Genomic DNA, 13,858 nt, shown 5'->3' with positions numbered 1-13,858 from the left:
GGGGCGACAACCAACTCCCTACCCCCGGTTTCCCACAACGGGACAAAGAGATAGCGGGCCTGTTGCCTCAAAGCCCAATAGTGTGTCTGGCAATCCATCACCGGCTCGATCACTCGAAACCCGTACCGGCTCAACGTTTGTCGTGCACCAGACCCCCACCCACTACAGGTGAAGGCCATCCAACGAATCGCCTGAAGTCACCGAACTCCCACACGATGTGGGCGGGCTCAGGTCTCGTGGTGCTCCTTAGAAAGGAGGTGATCCAGCCGCACCTTCCGGTACGGCTACCTTGTTACGACTTCGTCCCAATCGCCGATCCCACCTTCGACGGCTCCCTCCCACAAGGGGTTAGGCCACCGGCTTCGGGTGTTACCGACTTTCATGACGTGACGGGCGGTGTGTACAAGGCCCGGGAACGTATTCACCGCAGCGTTGCTGATCTGCGATTACTAGCGACTCCGACTTCACGGGGTCGAGTTGCAGACCCCGATCCGAACTGAGACCGGCTTTGAAAGGATTCGCTCCACCTCACGGCATCGCAGCCCTTTGTACCGGCCATTGTAGCATGTGTGAAGCCCTGGACATAAGGGGCATGATGACTTGACGTCATCCCCACCTTCCTCCGAGTTGACCCCGGCAGTCTCTCACGAGTCCCCGCCATAACGCGCTGGCAACATGAGACAAGGGTTGCGCTCGTTGCGGGACTTAACCCAACATCTCACGACACGAGCTGACGACAGCCATGCACCACCTGCACACAGGCCACAAGGGAACGCCTATCTCTAGACGCGTCCTGTGCATGTCAAACCCAGGTAAGGTTCTTCGCGTTGCATCGAATTAATCCACATGCTCCGCCGCTTGTGCGGCCCCCGTCAATTCCTTTGAGTTTTAGCCTTGCGGCCGTACTCCCCAGGCGGGGTACTTAATGCGTTAGCTACGGCACGGATCCCAAGGAAGGAAACCCACACCTAGTACCCACCGTTTACGGCGTGGACTACCAGGGTATCTAATCCTGTTCGCTCCCCACGCTTTCGCTCCTCAGCGTCAGTTACTGCCCAGAGACCCGCCTTCGCCACCGGTGTTCCTCCTGATATCTGCGCATTCCACCGCTACACCAGGAATTCCAGTCTCCCCTGCAGTACTCCAGTCTGCCCGTATCGCCCGCACGCCCACAATTGAGTTGTGAGTTTTCACGGACAACGCGACAAACCACCTACGAGCTCTTTACGCCCAGTAATTCCGGACAACGCTCGCACCCTACGTATTACCGCGGCTGCTGGCACGTAGTTGGCCGGTGCTTCTTCTGTACCTACCGTCACTTACGCTTCGTCGGTACTGAAAGGGGTTTACAACCCGAAGGCCGTCATCCCCCACGCGGCGTCGCTGCATCAGGCTTGCGCCCATTGTGCAATATTCCCCACTGCTGCCTCCCGTAGGAGTCTGGGCCGTATCTCAGTCCCAGTGTGGCCGGACACCCTCTCAGGCCGGCTACCCGTCGTCGCCTTGGTAGGCCATCACCCCACCAACAAGCTGATAGGCCGCGGGCCCATCCCACACCGCAAAAGCTTTCCACCACAAGACATGCATCCCATGGTCCTATTCGGTATTAGACCCAGTTTCCCAGGCTTATCCCAAAGTGCAGGGCAGATCACCCACGTGTTACTCACCCGTTCGCCACTCGAGCACCCCCGAAAGGGCCTTTCCGTTCGACTTGCATGTGTTAAGCACGCCGCCAGCGTTCGTCCTGAGCCAGGATCAAACTCTCCAAACAAAAAACAGTCCAGAGACAATCTGGCAAAACAAAAACCACACCCCAAACGGGAAAAGAGGCGCGGCAAAAAAACAACAACAAACAAAAACCACCAAACACACTATTGAGTTCTCAAACAACACACCCGCACTGCAGGCAACCCTGCCACTATACTCCACGTGGACAGAGACGTCAAACCGCGTCCGCCAGCCGGTTTGGCTGGGGCCGTTGGCTTCTGACTAAAGACTACCCCGTCCGTCAGCCACGTCCAACGCGGCCTCCCAAACAGCTGATTGCGCAGCTCAGGGCGGTGCGCTCAGGCGACGCGCTCGATCTCGGCGCCCAGGCTCTTGAGGTTCTCCACGAACAGCGGATAGCCCCGGTCGATGTGAAAGACGTCGTGCACTTCGGTGTCTCCGTCGGCGACCAGGCCTGCCAGCACCAGGCCGGCGCCGGCGCGGATGTCCGACGACCACACGGGGGCGCTGGAGAGCTGCGGGATGCCGCGCACCACGGCGTGGTGTCCGTCGGTGCGGGCGTCGGCGCCGAGCCGGACCATCTCCTCGACGAATCGGAAGCGGGCCTCGAACACGTTCTCGGTGATCATCGAGGTGCCGTCGGCGATGGAGGCCAGCGCGATGGCCATCGGCTGCAGATCGGTCGGGAAACCGGGAAACGGCAGGGTGGCGACGTTGACCGCCTTGGGCCGCTCGTACTGGACCACCCGGAAGCCGTTGTCGTCTTGCGTGACGGTCGCACCGGCGTCATGCAGTTTGTGCAGGACCAACTGGAGATGCTGCGGATCGACGCCGACCACGGAGATGTCGCCGCGGGTCATCGCAGCGGCGATGCCCCAGGTCGCAGCAACGATGCGGTCACCGATCACCCGGTGTTCGGTCGGGTACAACCGGTCCACGCCGGTGATCTTCATCGTCGGGGTACCCGCCCCCGAGATCTGAGCTCCCATCTGGTTGAGCATCGTGCAGAGATCGACGACGTCGGGCTCACGTGCAGCGTTGTGAATCGTCGTCACGCCCTCGGCGACCACCGCCGCCATCAGGATGTTCTCCGTGGCGCCGACCGATGGGAACTCCAGCTGGATCTCCGCACCGCGCAGATGGTCTGCCTCGGCGACCACGCAGCCGTGTTCGATGTTGCACCGCGCACCGAGTTGCCGAAGCCCGGCCTGGTGCATATCCAGGGGCCGCGACCCGATCGCGTCGCCGCCGGGCAACGCCACCCTGGCCCGCTTGCACCGCCCGACCAAGGGCCCGAGGACACACACCGAGGCGCGGAACTGGCGAACCGCGGCAAAATCCGCGTCGTACTTGAGCTCCTCGGGCGAGGTGACCCGCACGACGTCAGAATCGAGTTCGACCGTCGCCCCCAGGCCCCGCAACACTTCGGCCATCAGCGGCACGTCCAGGATGTCCGGGCAGTTCGTGATCGTGCTGGTCCCCTCCGCAAGGAGCGAGGCCGCCATCAGCTTCAAAACGCTGTTCTTGGCCCCCCCGACGGCAACTTCGCCCGATAACCGGTTTCCGCCGGTCACCACGAAACGCTCGCTCACGCGGGCCAGTGTAAACAGCGCCCGCAGGCGGTGTCAGTCGCCGTGCCCGTCCCTTCCGGTACGGTTTCGGCATGGGCGTTCATCTGACCCGCATATACACGCGCACGGGCGATGACGGAACCACCGGGCTGAGCGATTTCAGCAGGGTGTCCAAGAACGACGCCCGCCTCGAGGCGTACGCCGACTGCGACGAGGCCAATGCCGCCATCGGTGTGGCAATCGCGTTGGGTCACCCCGATGCACAGATCCTCAAGGTGCTCAGGCTGATTCAGAACGACCTCTTCGATGCCGGCGCGGATCTGTCGACGCCCGTGGTCGAGAACCCGAAATATCCACCGCTGCGAGTTGCGCAGAGCTACATCGACCGGCTCGAAGGCTGGTGCGACGAGTTCAACGAAGGGCTGTCGGCGCTCAATTCGTTTATTCTGCCGGGCGGCACGGCGCTGTCGGCGCTGCTGCATGTGGCCCGCACCGTGGTTCGCCGGGCCGAGCGCTCCGCATGGAAAGCCGTGGAGCTACACGGGGAGGCGGTCAGCGTGCTTCCGGCGAGATACCTCAACCGGCTGTCGGATCTGCTGTTCATTCTGTCGCGGGTCGCCAACCCGGACGGCGACGTGCTGTGGCAGCCGGGCGGATGAGCGCTTGCGCGAAGACCAAAGGCCCGGGGCACAACGGATTAGCGGGCGCGCCGACGCGCGCGAGGCGACGGCCGTGACTCCACCCAAGACAAGAACGCGGTCAATGCCCCCCGGTCCAGGGCGATCTCATAACTTCGCCGGCGTTCCGGGCTGACGTCGCGGACCTCCAACACCACGATTTCATGCGTCATGATGTCGAACTCGTCGCCGCGGGGTCCGCGCCGCGACACGATCTCCAGGCCCCGACGACTCAACCGCCGATCCGGCCACCACCGCAGGCTGGACAACCGGTAGAACCCGGCTTCTCCGCCGCGGTAACGCATTACGCCGTGCCGCCAGCCGTGCCCGCCGACGGCGGGCACATCACGGAGAATCGCCGCGGTGCCGCCCACCTGCCGCAGCTTCCACAGCCGGTAACTCAGTGCGACGACAACCGCGAGCAGCACACCAACCAGCGCGACCATGATCCACATGGACGCGCTCATCAGCGGGCCCGCTAGTCGATCTGACCCAGGGCGCGGAGCCTAGCTCGTCCCTTTGCCGCGGTTACTGGATCGTCGGAATCGGCGTCCTGGCGTGCGGTGTCGGAGTCGATCTCGGACTCGAGTGCGGCCGACTCGGCGAGAATGATCACGCCGTCGTCGGTGACCGACATGAAACCGCCGTCGACCGCGATCCGCAGATCCTCTTCGCCTTCCCGCTCGACTCGCACGACCGCGTCGTCGACGAGCTGAGCCACCAACGGGATGTGGCGGGGCAGGATCCCGATCTCACCGGCGGTGGTGCGGGTGAACACAAAAGTGGCCTTGCCCGACCAGATCTCCCGTTCGACGGCGACGATGTCGACGTCTATCTCCGCCATGGCTACTGCGCCTTATCGGCGTCGTCGCCCTTGCCGTTGCCGTTGCCCTCGCTGGAGACCGGCGCACCATCGCCACTCGTGTCTTCCAGCTTGGCGCCAAGGCTTTCGGCCTTCTTCGCGAGATCGTCGAGGCCGCCGATGAGGAAGAACGCCTGCTCCGGCAGATGGTCGAAGTCGCCCTTGGTCAGCTTGTCGAACGCCTCGATCGTCTCCTTCAGCGGAACCGTCGAACCCGGCTGGCCGGTGAACTGCTCGGCGGCCATCATGTTCTGGGACAGGAAGCGCTCGATACGGCGGGCGCGTTGCACCAGCTGCTTGTCCTCCTCGGCCAGCTCGTCGATACCGAGAATCGCGATGATGTCCTGGAGGTCCTTGTAGCGCTGCAGGATCCGAATGACTTCCTGCGCCACCCGGTAGTGCTCGTCACCGACCACGCTCGGGTCGAGGATCGTCGAGCTGGACGCCAGCGGATCCACCGCCGGGAAGATGCCCTTGGAGAACACCGAGCGGCTCAACTCCGTGGTGGCGTCGAGGTGCGCGAACGTCGTCGCGGGCGCCGGGTCGGTGTAGTCGTCGGCGGGCACGTACACGGCCTGCATCGAGGTGATCGAGTGGCCGCGGGTGGAGGTAATTCGCTCCTGCAGCTCACCCATCTCGTCGGCCAGCGTCGGCTGGTAGCCGACCGCGGAGGGCATGCGGCCCAGCAGCGTCGACACCTCGGAACCGGCCTGGGTGAACCGGAAGATGTTGTCGATGAACAGAAGCACGTCCTGGCCCTGCTCGTCGCGGAAGAACTCCGCCATGGTCAGCGCCGACAGCGCCACCCGCATACGGGTGCCCGGCGGCTCGTCCATCTGGCCGAACACCAGCGCGGTGTCCTTGAGCACGTTGGCGTCAGCGAGCTCGACCCAGAGGTCGTTGCCCTCACGGGTGCGCTCCCCCACCCCGGCGAACACCGAGGTACCGCCGAAGTTACGGGCGATGCGGTTGATCATCTCCTGGATCAACACCGTCTTGCCCACGCCGGCACCGCCGAACAGCGCGATCTTGCCGCCACGCACGTAGGGCGTCAGCAGGTCGACGACCTTCAGGCCCGTCTCCAGCATTTCGGTCCTGGGCTCAAGCTGGTCGAAGGCCGGCGGCTTGCGGTGGATGGACCACTTCTCGAAGTCCTTGCCGTAGCCGGGATCGTCGAGGCAGTCGCCGAGCGCGTTGAACACGTGCCCCTTGACGCCGTCGCCGACGGGGACCGAGATCGACGCGCCGGTGTCGGTGACCTCGACCCCGCGCACCAGACCGTCGGTGGGCTGCATCGAGATGCAGCGCACCAGGTTGTCGCCGAGGTGCTGGGCGACCTCCAGCGTCAGCGTCTTCGCCAGGTCGGTGTAGACGATTTCGGCGTGCAACGCGTTGAACAGTTCGGGAACGGCGCCGCGTGGGAACTCGACGTCGACGACCGGGCCGGTGACACGCACGACCCGTCCGTTGGTGTCGGCACCGGCCTTGTTCGTCTCGCGTTCGGCGGTAGCAGTCATATCTGGTTTCGCTTCCTCTGCGTGCTAACTCTTGGCGTCGGCCAACGCGTTTGCGCCACCGACGATCTCGCTGATTTCCTGGGTGATCTGCGCCTGGCGTTCACGGTTGGCCTGCAACGTCAGATCCGTGATGAGCTCGTCGGCGTTGTCGGTCGCCGACTTCATCGCCCGCCTGCGTGACGCCGACTCCGATGCCGCCGCCTCGAGTAGCGCGGCGAAGATGCGGGTGGAGACGTACCGCGGCAGCAGCGCCGAGAACAACGTCTCGGCGTCGGGCTCGAACGAGAACAGCGTGTGCAAGCCGGTGTCCTCGTCGCTGTACTCGACCTCCATCGGTGCGATGCGACGCGCGATGGCCGACTGCGACAGCATCGACCGGAACTCGGTGAACACGATGTGCAGTTCGTCGACCCCGAGGATGTCGTCCGCTCCGGGATTGTCGCCTTCGTCGTCGACGCCGGCCATGAACGCGCCGACCAGTGTGGACGCGATTTCCTGTGCGTTCTCGTACTCGGGACGCTCCGAGAAACCAGTCCAGGCCTCGTTCACATCCCAGTTACGGAAGCTGTAGTAGCCGAGCGCTTTGCGGCCCACCACGTACAGGACGGGTTCCTTGCCCTCTTCGCGGAGCAGGGCGAACAACTCCTCGGACCGGCGAAGCACGTTGGCGTTGTATGCGCCGCAGAGTCCGCGGTCGGAGGACACCACCAACACGCCTGCCCGCCGCGGCTTTTCGCGAGCGACCAGCAACGGATGGTCCAGCGCGCTGGCGCTGGCCAGTTCGGTGAGCATGTTGGTGATCTCGCGGTCGTATGGCCTAGCCGCTTCGACTCGGGCCTGTGCCTTGGCGATCCGCGACGTGGCGATCAGCTCCTGGGCTTTGGTGATCTTCTTGATCGAGCCCGCGGAGCGGATCCTGCCGCGCAGTTCGCGCAGTGTTGCTGCCATTGGATTACTGGACCCTTCAGTCCTACTTCTTCTTCGGTGCGGGCTTGCGGACCTTCACCGATTCCTTTTCGACGTCTTCTTCATCCATGGCCTCGACGTGCTCGTCGGGCACCACGGAGCTGCCGTCGGTGGTCGCGAAGCCCTTCTTGAACTCGTTGACCGCGTTGGCGAGCTTTTCTTCCGTCTCCTCGGAGAGCTTGGTCGTCTCCCGGATGTCCTTGAGGATCGCCTCGTGTGAGGCCTTCACGTGCTCGAGGAACTCCTGCTCGAACTTCTGGACATCCTCGATCGGCACCGAGTCCAGGTGGCCGCGGGTACCGAGGAAGATGGCGACGACCTGCTCCTCAACCGGCATCGGGCTGTTCTGCGGCTGCTTGAGCAACTCGACGAGCCGCGCACCGCGGTCCAGCTGAGCCTTCGAGGTTTCGTCGAGGTCGGAGGCGAAGGCCGCGAACGACTCGAGTTCGCGGTACTGCGACAGATCCAGACGCAGACTTCCTGCTACTTCCTTCATTGCCTTGATCTGAGCGGCGCCACCGACGCGCGACACCGACACACCGACGTTGATGGCCGGTCGCACGCCCTGGTTGAACAGGTCGGTCTCCAGGAAGCACTGACCGTCGGTGATCGAGATGACGTTGGTCGGAATGTAGGCCGAGATGTCGTTGGCCTTGGTCTCGATGATCGGCAGCCCGGTGAGTGAACCGCCGCCGAGTTCGTCGGACAGCTTGGCGCAGCGCTCCAGCAGCCGCGAGTGCAGGTAGAACACGTCACCGGGGTACGCCTCGCGACCGGGCGGCCGACGCAGCAGCAGTGAGATCGCGCGGTATGCCTCGGCCTGCTTGGTCAGGTCGTCGAACACGATCAGCACATGCTTGCCGTCGTACATCCAGTGCTGGGCGATGGTCGAACCCGTGTAGGGCGCAAGCCATTTGAACCCGGCAGAGTCGGAAGCCGGCGCGGCGACGATGGTGGTGTAGTCCATCGCGCCGCCCTCTTCGAGGGTGCGACGCACGCTGGCGATCGTGGTGCCCTTCTGGCCGATGGCCACATACACGCAGCGGACCTGCTTGCTCGGATCGCCGGTCTCCCAGTTCTGCCGCTGGTTGAGGATGGTGTCCACGCACACCGCGGTCTTACCGGTCTTGCGGTCACCGATGATCAGCTGACGCTGCCCGCGACCGATCGGGGTCTGCGAGTCGATGGCCTTGATGCCCGTCTGCAGAGGCTCGCTCACGCTTTGGCGTTGCACCACCGAAGGCGCCTGCAGTTCCAGTGCGCGCCGCTCGGTGGTCTCGATGTCGCCGCGGCCGTCGATCGGCTGACCCAGTGGGTTGACGACGCGACCCAGGAAGCCGTCACCAACCGGCACAGACAGCACGTTGCCGGTGCGCTTCACCGGCTGGCCTTCTTGGATCTGCTCGAAGTCACCGAGGATGACGGCGCCGATGCTGTGTTCGTCCAGGTTGAGCGCAACGCCCAACACGCCGCCGGGGAACTCCAGCAGCTCCTGGGTCATGACGGACGGCAGTCCCTCGACGTGGGCGATACCGTCGCCGGCGTCGATGACCGTACCGATCTCTTCACGCTCGGTTTCGGCCTCGAACCCGGCGACATACTCCTCGATCGCACCTTGGATCTCATTCGCTGAGATCGTCAACTCTGCCATGGCTTTTCGTCTTCCTTTTTCCTGGGTCTAGGGGTGTTCTCGGGTCAGTCGGGCAAGTGGTTCTCGGCCGCCGCCAGCTTCGACGCCAACGATCCGTCGATCACCTCGTCGCCGACTGCGATGGTCAAGCCACCGATCAGCGCCGGGTTCACATCGAGCTGAAGCGACACCGGATGGGCGTAGATGCGGGTGAGGAGCTCGGTGAGCCGCTCGCGCTGGGCGTCGGTGAGTTCGGCGGCAGCACGGACATGCGCCACCACCTCACCGCGCCGGGACACTGCGAGGTTCGCCAGATCGCGGACCACTTCGTCGGCTCGCTCACCGTGCAGCAGTTCGACCGTCTGACGCAGCAGATCAGCGGTGTTCTTGCTGGCCCGGCCACGAAGCACGTTGTTGAGCAGTTTGATCCGCCCGTCAGCCGGTGTGGTGTATTCGCTCAACAGGTTGATCAGCCGTGGCTCGGCCTCCAACACGCGGCTGACCCGGAAGAGTTGGTCTTCCACGTCGTCGATCTGGTCTTCGCGTTCGGCCCGCACCAGCAACGCCAGCCTGGCGATGTGCTGCAAACCGTGGGCCAGGTCGGAGGTGGACGACCAGCGCTGTGACACAGCGGCTTTGACGACATCAAGCGCGGCATCGGACACCTTGCCGGACAGGAGCCGCTCGGCCAACGCGGTCTTGAGACCGGAGTCGCTGGACGGATCGGACAGGTGGCGTGCGAGTACGGTTTCTGCGCGTAGCAGCTTGACCACCGACACCAGATCGTCGGCCAGGCCGGTCAGCGCGTTCGCGTCGCTGCCCGCGATCGTTTCATCGAACCGCTCGACCACCGCGGTGATCGACTCCCGGCTCGCCGCACGCAGTTTGGCCGTTGCGGCTTCGGTGAAGACCGTGCTGGACGGCGCCATTTCGTCGAGCTCGTCGAGGAAGCGGTCGACCGTTGCGGACTGCTCGGATGCGTCGGAGACGAAATCGCGCACCAGGTCGCCGGCCCGGTGCACGGATTCGGCGCCGAGGCTTTGACGCAGCTCACGGATCAGCTGTTGGCGTAGCAACTGAATCTGTTGACCACCTTGGGTCTTGATCCGCTCGAGTTCGACGTCGGCCTGGATACGCAGCTGCTCGGCGATCTTCTCGGCGTCGTGGCGCGCCTCCTCGATCACCTTCGCGGCTTCGGTCTTGGCCTCTTCCAACGCCTTGGCGTGTTCTGAATCGGCGTCGGCGACCTTCTTCTCCGCCTCGGCGTGCTCGGCGAGTTGGGTACGCACGTTCTCCTGCTGCTGCTGCATCATCCCGCGCACCAGCGGCACGACCCACTTGGTGAGCACGAAGACGATGACCGCAAAGCCGATCAGCTGTCCGATGAACGTCGACACTGGTTACCGTCCTTGACCCGTCGTGGCCGGCACCGTGCGCGTGGTCACGTCGACCCCGAGCACACGGCTGGCCAGGCTTGCCGCCAACGTCTCCACTGACGTCTGCAGTTCGGCGGTCAGACCGCGGGACTGCTCGGTGAGTTCGGTGTTGGCTTGCTGGAGCAACGCCGAGACTTCGGCGTTGGCACGACCGCGCGCATCCTCGACGATCTGGCGGCCCTCGGCGCGGGCCTCGTCGCGGATATCGGTCGCTTCCCGGCGGGCCTCACCCATCACCTTGCGGTAATCGGCATCGGCAGCAGCGCGTAGTTGCGTCGCGCGCCGATTGTCTTCGATCGTCTTGGCCACCATGGCTTCGCGCTCGTGAAGCACCTTGCTGATCGGCGGCACAACCCATTTGCCGATCACGCCGAGCACGACCAGGAAGAGGATCAGCACGAAGAAGAAGGTGCCGTTGGGCAGCAGGAAGTTGCCGCCGCCTTCCTCTGCCGCCAAAACGGTAGTGCTGAGGTCTACCATGGCGTCGATTAGGCGACCGGGGTGGCGAACACGAACAGCGCCATGAAGGCCAGGTTGATGAAGTACATGGCCTCCACCAGACCGACCGTGATGAAGAACGGTACGAACAGCCTGCCTTGCGCCTCCGGCTGCCGCGCTACGCCGTTCACCAGGGCACTGCCGACGACACCGTCACCGATAGCAGCACCGATAGCGCCGCCGCCCAAGAGAAGACCGCCGCCAATGAGTGCGCCGGCAGCGATAGTGGGATCCATTCCTTTTATCCTCCTTGATAACTGGTAGCGGTCCTACCAGATTGTGGGTCGAGCGTTTGCGGGTTAGTGGTGTTCGTCTTCGAGCTCCATGGACTGACCGAAATACAAGATCGTCAGCAGCGCGAAGATGAACGCCTGGATGGCACCGATGAACAGTTCGAAAGACTTCCACAGCGCGTTGGGCGCCCACATGATGTAGGCGGGGAACAACGCGATGATCGTGACCATGATGCCGCCGGCGAACACGTTGCCGAAAAGTCGGAGTGACAACGAGATCGGCTTGGCGATCTCTTCGACGAGGTTGATCGGCGCCAGGAAGGCGACATGTCCCTTGAGCAGCCGCAGCGGGTGGCCGACGATGCCGCGGCGCCAGAAGCCCGCTGCGTGATAGCAGATGAACACGAACAAGCCGAGCGCCAGCACGAAGTTGATGTCCGCGGCGGCGGGCTTGAGTACCTCATGGATGCCGGTCTCGTTGGAGTACTGCCACGGGAACACCGACATCCAGTTGGCGATGAGGATGTAGACGAACAGCGTCACCGCCAGCGGCAGCACGAACGGAGCGATGCGCATACCGATCGCGGACTCGATCTGGTTACGCGCCTGGATCGTGATGCCCTCCCAGAACAGCTGCACCCCACTGGGAACACCGCTCGAGGTCACTTTGGCGCGAAGGTAGAACGCCAACGCCAGCACGATCACCGCGGCGATGGTCGCCGACAGCATCGTGTCGGTGTTCACCGTCAGCCCGAACCAGTTGGCGGTGGTGTGCGTGCCGACGTGGATTCCGGAGTCGGCGGCCAGGATGGTTACCGGGGCCGACCCGTCGGCGACATCGATTCCTGTCATTGCTGTGTGGGTTCCCCTTCGAATCCGGCTGTATCAGTCGGGCTACCCGCGCGCAGTTTCTTCGCCACAGGCAGCGCGGTCGTGAAGACAAGCAGCAGCTGGAACAGGGCCATGCCGAAGACGACGCCGAGACCAGCGGGTCGGAAGATAAAGGCGATGGTCAACCCGACGATGGTCAAGATCATCAGGCGGGTCGCGGAATTCAGCGCCATCTTGCTTTTCAGCGGATTCGGCTGAGACGTGATGTTGGTGACCGACCGTCGCACCAGGACGGCGTTCAACAGCCCAAGCGCCAGGCCGATTCCGAAGAACACCCCGACCATCACATGGCCGAGCAGCGCGGCCGCCAGCGTGCCGAGCCCGGCGAGGACGACACAGATCAGCGCCAGCCGCAACGGGCGGAACGCCACCGAAGGAAACACCAACGGCGCGTCGTGCGCTGGCGTCGTCACTGATTCACCTCAATCCCGCGGTCAAAAAGAAGTTGCCGAATGATCCAACATCCCAGTGCTGGCGCCATGAGCGTATCGGAGGGCGTCAGGCGTACTGGAATCACCCAAGCGGCAGCTCCCTATGTCGGTCGTGATACCGGTCCGCTCGGCCGTGAACCGAGGCGGTCCGGGGCCGGCAACCCGCGAGGTTTTTCGGGTTCTATTTGCACCCTAACACATGGTCGCAGGCCTAAAACGGGACCTACTACTTCCCGTCGTACACCTCGGCGAACTGGCCGTTCCGGCGCCGCAGAAGTGGGATCACCGTCGCGACGATGGCGACCAGAATGGCAGCCAGCATGACCACCCCGCTATAGCGCGGATCGAAGAAGATCGTGCTCGCCGCACCCAGGGCGACGATGCCCACCCAGAGGTAGATCAGCAGCACGACCCGGCGGTGCGAATGGCCGATCTGCAGCAGCCGGTGATGCAGGTGCATCTTGTCCGGGCTGAAGGGGCTGCGGCCGGCGCGGGTGCGGCGCACGATCGCCAGCAGCATGTCCAACGCGGGTACGAACAACACCGCCACCACCAGCAGGAACGGTGACAGCAGCGCGAACACGTCACGCGCCCCGTATGCGGTCTGCGAGATCGGGCCGGCCGCCGTGGTCGACGCCGCCGCGAGCATCAGGCCGATCAACATCGAACCGGAGTCGCCCATGAAGATCTTGGCCGGGTGAAAGTTGTGGGGCAGGAAGCCCAGACAGGCGCCGGCGAGCACCACCGAGATGACCGCAGGCGGATAGAACAGCACGTCGCCGCCGTGATCACGTAACAGCCCGATCGAGAAGATGCAGATGGCCGACGCGGTGATCAGCCCGAGCCCGGCGGCCAGCCCGTCGAGCCCGTCGACGAAGTTCATCGCGTTGACGATCGCCACCGTCAGGGCGAGCGTGAGCAGGATCGACGACACCTGATCGAGCACGATGGTGCCGACCCCGCCGATCGGGATGTAGAGCACGCTCCACGCGACACCCATGGTGACCAACACGCTGGCCGCGGTGATCTGCCCGGCGAACTTCGTCAGCGCGTCCAGCCCCCAGCGGTCGTCGATCAGGCCGATGGCCATGATCAGCCCCCCGGCGACGACCACCGCGGGCATCCCCGACGAATACACGAAGCCCCGCGTCAACGCCGGAAGCTGCGACGCCAACAGCACGGCGGCGACCACCCCGACATACATCGCCAGCCCACCCATCCGCGGGGTCGGCTGCAGGTGCACGTCACGCTCGCGCGGATAGGCCACCGCGCCGAACCGCCGGGCCAGCACCCGCACCCAGCCGGTCGCGAAGTAGGTGATGATCGCCGCGGTGAGCCCGACAAGGGCGAGTTCGCGAAGCGGGACGCCGGCGCCGCGCTCGTTGAGCGCAAGCACGGTATCCGCCGCGTAGCCCATC

At 64.2% G+C, this 13,858-nt stretch carries 13 protein-coding genes and 1 rRNA gene; 1 reads left to right on the top strand and 13 read right to left on the bottom strand.

Annotated features, from left to right (window positions below; genetic code table 11):
- Positions 1 to 250: 250 nt before the first annotated feature.
- Positions 251 to 1,771: ribosomal RNA gene (locus K3U96_RS07565) — 16S ribosomal RNA — on the bottom strand.
- Between the two features lie 295 nt (positions 1,772 to 2,066).
- Positions 2,067 to 3,320 (bottom strand): UDP-N-acetylglucosamine 1-carboxyvinyltransferase, encoded by a 1,254-nt coding sequence (gene murA / locus K3U96_RS07560; RefSeq protein ID WP_220692578.1) that lies wholly within the window; start codon positions 3,318 to 3,320, stop codon positions 2,067 to 2,069.
- 71 nt (positions 3,321 to 3,391) lie between these two features.
- Between murA and K3U96_RS07555 the strand changes: the two genes are divergently transcribed.
- Positions 3,392 to 3,958 carry a cob(I)yrinic acid a,c-diamide adenosyltransferase gene (locus K3U96_RS07555; RefSeq protein ID WP_069407346.1) on the top strand — a complete coding sequence of 189 codons (567 nt, stop codon included), beginning with the start codon at positions 3,392 to 3,394 and terminating at the stop codon, positions 3,956 to 3,958.
- 38 nt (positions 3,959 to 3,996) lie between these two features.
- Here the strand turns inward: K3U96_RS07555 and K3U96_RS07550 are convergent, their stop codons facing one another.
- From K3U96_RS07550 to K3U96_RS07500, 11 genes are all read right to left on the bottom strand, one after another.
- Entirely contained in the window at positions 3,997 to 4,443 is a 447-nt protein-coding gene (locus K3U96_RS07550) for a DUF2550 domain-containing protein (RefSeq protein ID WP_069407334.1), read from the bottom strand.
- Between the two features lie 11 nt (positions 4,444 to 4,454).
- Complete coding sequence (locus K3U96_RS07545; protein ID WP_069407335.1) at positions 4,455 to 4,820, bottom strand: F0F1 ATP synthase subunit epsilon; 366 nt, start codon at positions 4,818 to 4,820, stop codon at positions 4,455 to 4,457.
- A gap of 2 nt (positions 4,821 to 4,822) precedes the next feature.
- The gene (gene atpD, locus K3U96_RS07540; RefSeq protein ID WP_220692577.1) at positions 4,823 to 6,355 is read right to left on the bottom strand and encodes a F0F1 ATP synthase subunit beta; all 1,533 of its coding nucleotides are present in this window, start codon (positions 6,353 to 6,355) and stop codon (positions 4,823 to 4,825) included.
- A gap of 24 nt (positions 6,356 to 6,379) precedes the next feature.
- Entirely contained in the window at positions 6,380 to 7,303 is a 924-nt protein-coding gene (locus tag K3U96_RS07535; RefSeq protein WP_069407337.1) for a F0F1 ATP synthase subunit gamma, read from the bottom strand.
- A 22-nt stretch (positions 7,304 to 7,325) separates the two neighbouring features.
- Positions 7,326 to 8,972 carry a F0F1 ATP synthase subunit alpha gene (atpA, locus tag K3U96_RS07530; RefSeq protein ID WP_069407338.1) on the bottom strand — a complete coding sequence of 549 codons (1,647 nt, stop codon included), beginning with the start codon at positions 8,970 to 8,972 and terminating at the stop codon, positions 7,326 to 7,328.
- A gap of 44 nt (positions 8,973 to 9,016) precedes the next feature.
- Entirely contained in the window at positions 9,017 to 10,348 is a 1,332-nt protein-coding gene (locus tag K3U96_RS07525) for a F0F1 ATP synthase subunit B/delta (RefSeq protein ID WP_220692576.1), read from the bottom strand.
- Between the two features lie 3 nt (positions 10,349 to 10,351).
- A complete protein-coding gene (locus K3U96_RS07520; protein WP_069407340.1) occupies positions 10,352 to 10,867 on the bottom strand; it encodes a F0F1 ATP synthase subunit B in 516 nt (171 codons plus the stop codon).
- Positions 10,868 to 10,875: 8 nt separating this feature from the next.
- Entirely contained in the window at positions 10,876 to 11,121 is a 246-nt protein-coding gene (locus K3U96_RS07515) for a F0F1 ATP synthase subunit C (protein WP_069407341.1), read from the bottom strand.
- Between the two features lie 63 nt (positions 11,122 to 11,184).
- Entirely contained in the window at positions 11,185 to 11,970 is a 786-nt protein-coding gene (gene atpB / locus K3U96_RS07510; protein ID WP_069407342.1) for a F0F1 ATP synthase subunit A, read from the bottom strand.
- Positions 11,967 to 12,422 (bottom strand): ATP synthase subunit I, encoded by a 456-nt coding sequence (locus K3U96_RS07505; RefSeq protein WP_069407343.1) that lies wholly within the window; start codon positions 12,420 to 12,422, stop codon positions 11,967 to 11,969. The genes atpB and K3U96_RS07505 overlap by 4 nt, the downstream gene beginning before the upstream one ends.
- Positions 12,423 to 12,666: 244 nt before the next feature.
- A complete protein-coding gene (locus K3U96_RS07500) occupies positions 12,667 to 13,857 on the bottom strand; it encodes a glycosyltransferase family 4 protein (RefSeq protein WP_069407347.1) in 1,191 nt (396 codons plus the stop codon).
- Between the last annotated feature and the right edge of the window lies 1 nt (position 13,858).

This window comes from Mycolicibacterium holsaticum DSM 44478 = JCM 12374, assembly GCF_019645835.1.
Lineage (GTDB): Bacteria > Actinomycetota > Actinomycetes > Mycobacteriales > Mycobacteriaceae > Mycobacterium > Mycobacterium holsaticum.
This window is presented reverse-complemented; position numbering and strand designations above follow the sequence as displayed.

Excerpts from the sequence above, each read along its gene's own strand:
- K3U96_RS07520 (WP_069407340.1), bottom strand. The coding sequence starts at position 10,867 with ATGGTAGACCTCAGCACTACCGTTTTGGCGGCAGAGGAAGGCGGCGGC.
- K3U96_RS07500 (WP_069407347.1), bottom strand. The coding sequence starts at position 13,857 with ATGGGCTACGCGGCGGATACCGTGCTTGCGCTCAACGAGCGCGGCGCC.
- K3U96_RS07515 (WP_069407341.1), bottom strand. The coding sequence starts at position 11,121 with ATGGATCCCACTATCGCTGCCGGCGCACTCATTGGCGGCGGTCTTCTC.
- K3U96_RS07545 (WP_069407335.1), bottom strand. The coding sequence starts at position 4,820 with ATGGCGGAGATAGACGTCGACATCGTCGCCGTCGAACGGGAGATCTGG.
- atpB (WP_069407342.1), bottom strand. The coding sequence starts at position 11,970 with ATGACAGGAATCGATGTCGCCGACGGGTCGGCCCCGGTAACCATCCTG.
- K3U96_RS07550 (WP_069407334.1), bottom strand. The coding sequence starts at position 4,443 with ATGAGCGCGTCCATGTGGATCATGGTCGCGCTGGTTGGTGTGCTGCTC.
- atpD (WP_220692577.1), bottom strand. The coding sequence starts at position 6,355 with ATGACTGCTACCGCCGAACGCGAGACGAACAAGGCCGGTGCCGACACC.
- atpA (WP_069407338.1), bottom strand. The coding sequence starts at position 8,972 with ATGGCAGAGTTGACGATCTCAGCGAATGAGATCCAAGGTGCGATCGAG.
- K3U96_RS07555 (WP_069407346.1), top strand. The coding sequence starts at position 3,392 with ATGGGCGTTCATCTGACCCGCATATACACGCGCACGGGCGATGACGGA.
- K3U96_RS07535 (WP_069407337.1), bottom strand. The coding sequence starts at position 7,303 with ATGGCAGCAACACTGCGCGAACTGCGCGGCAGGATCCGCTCCGCGGGC.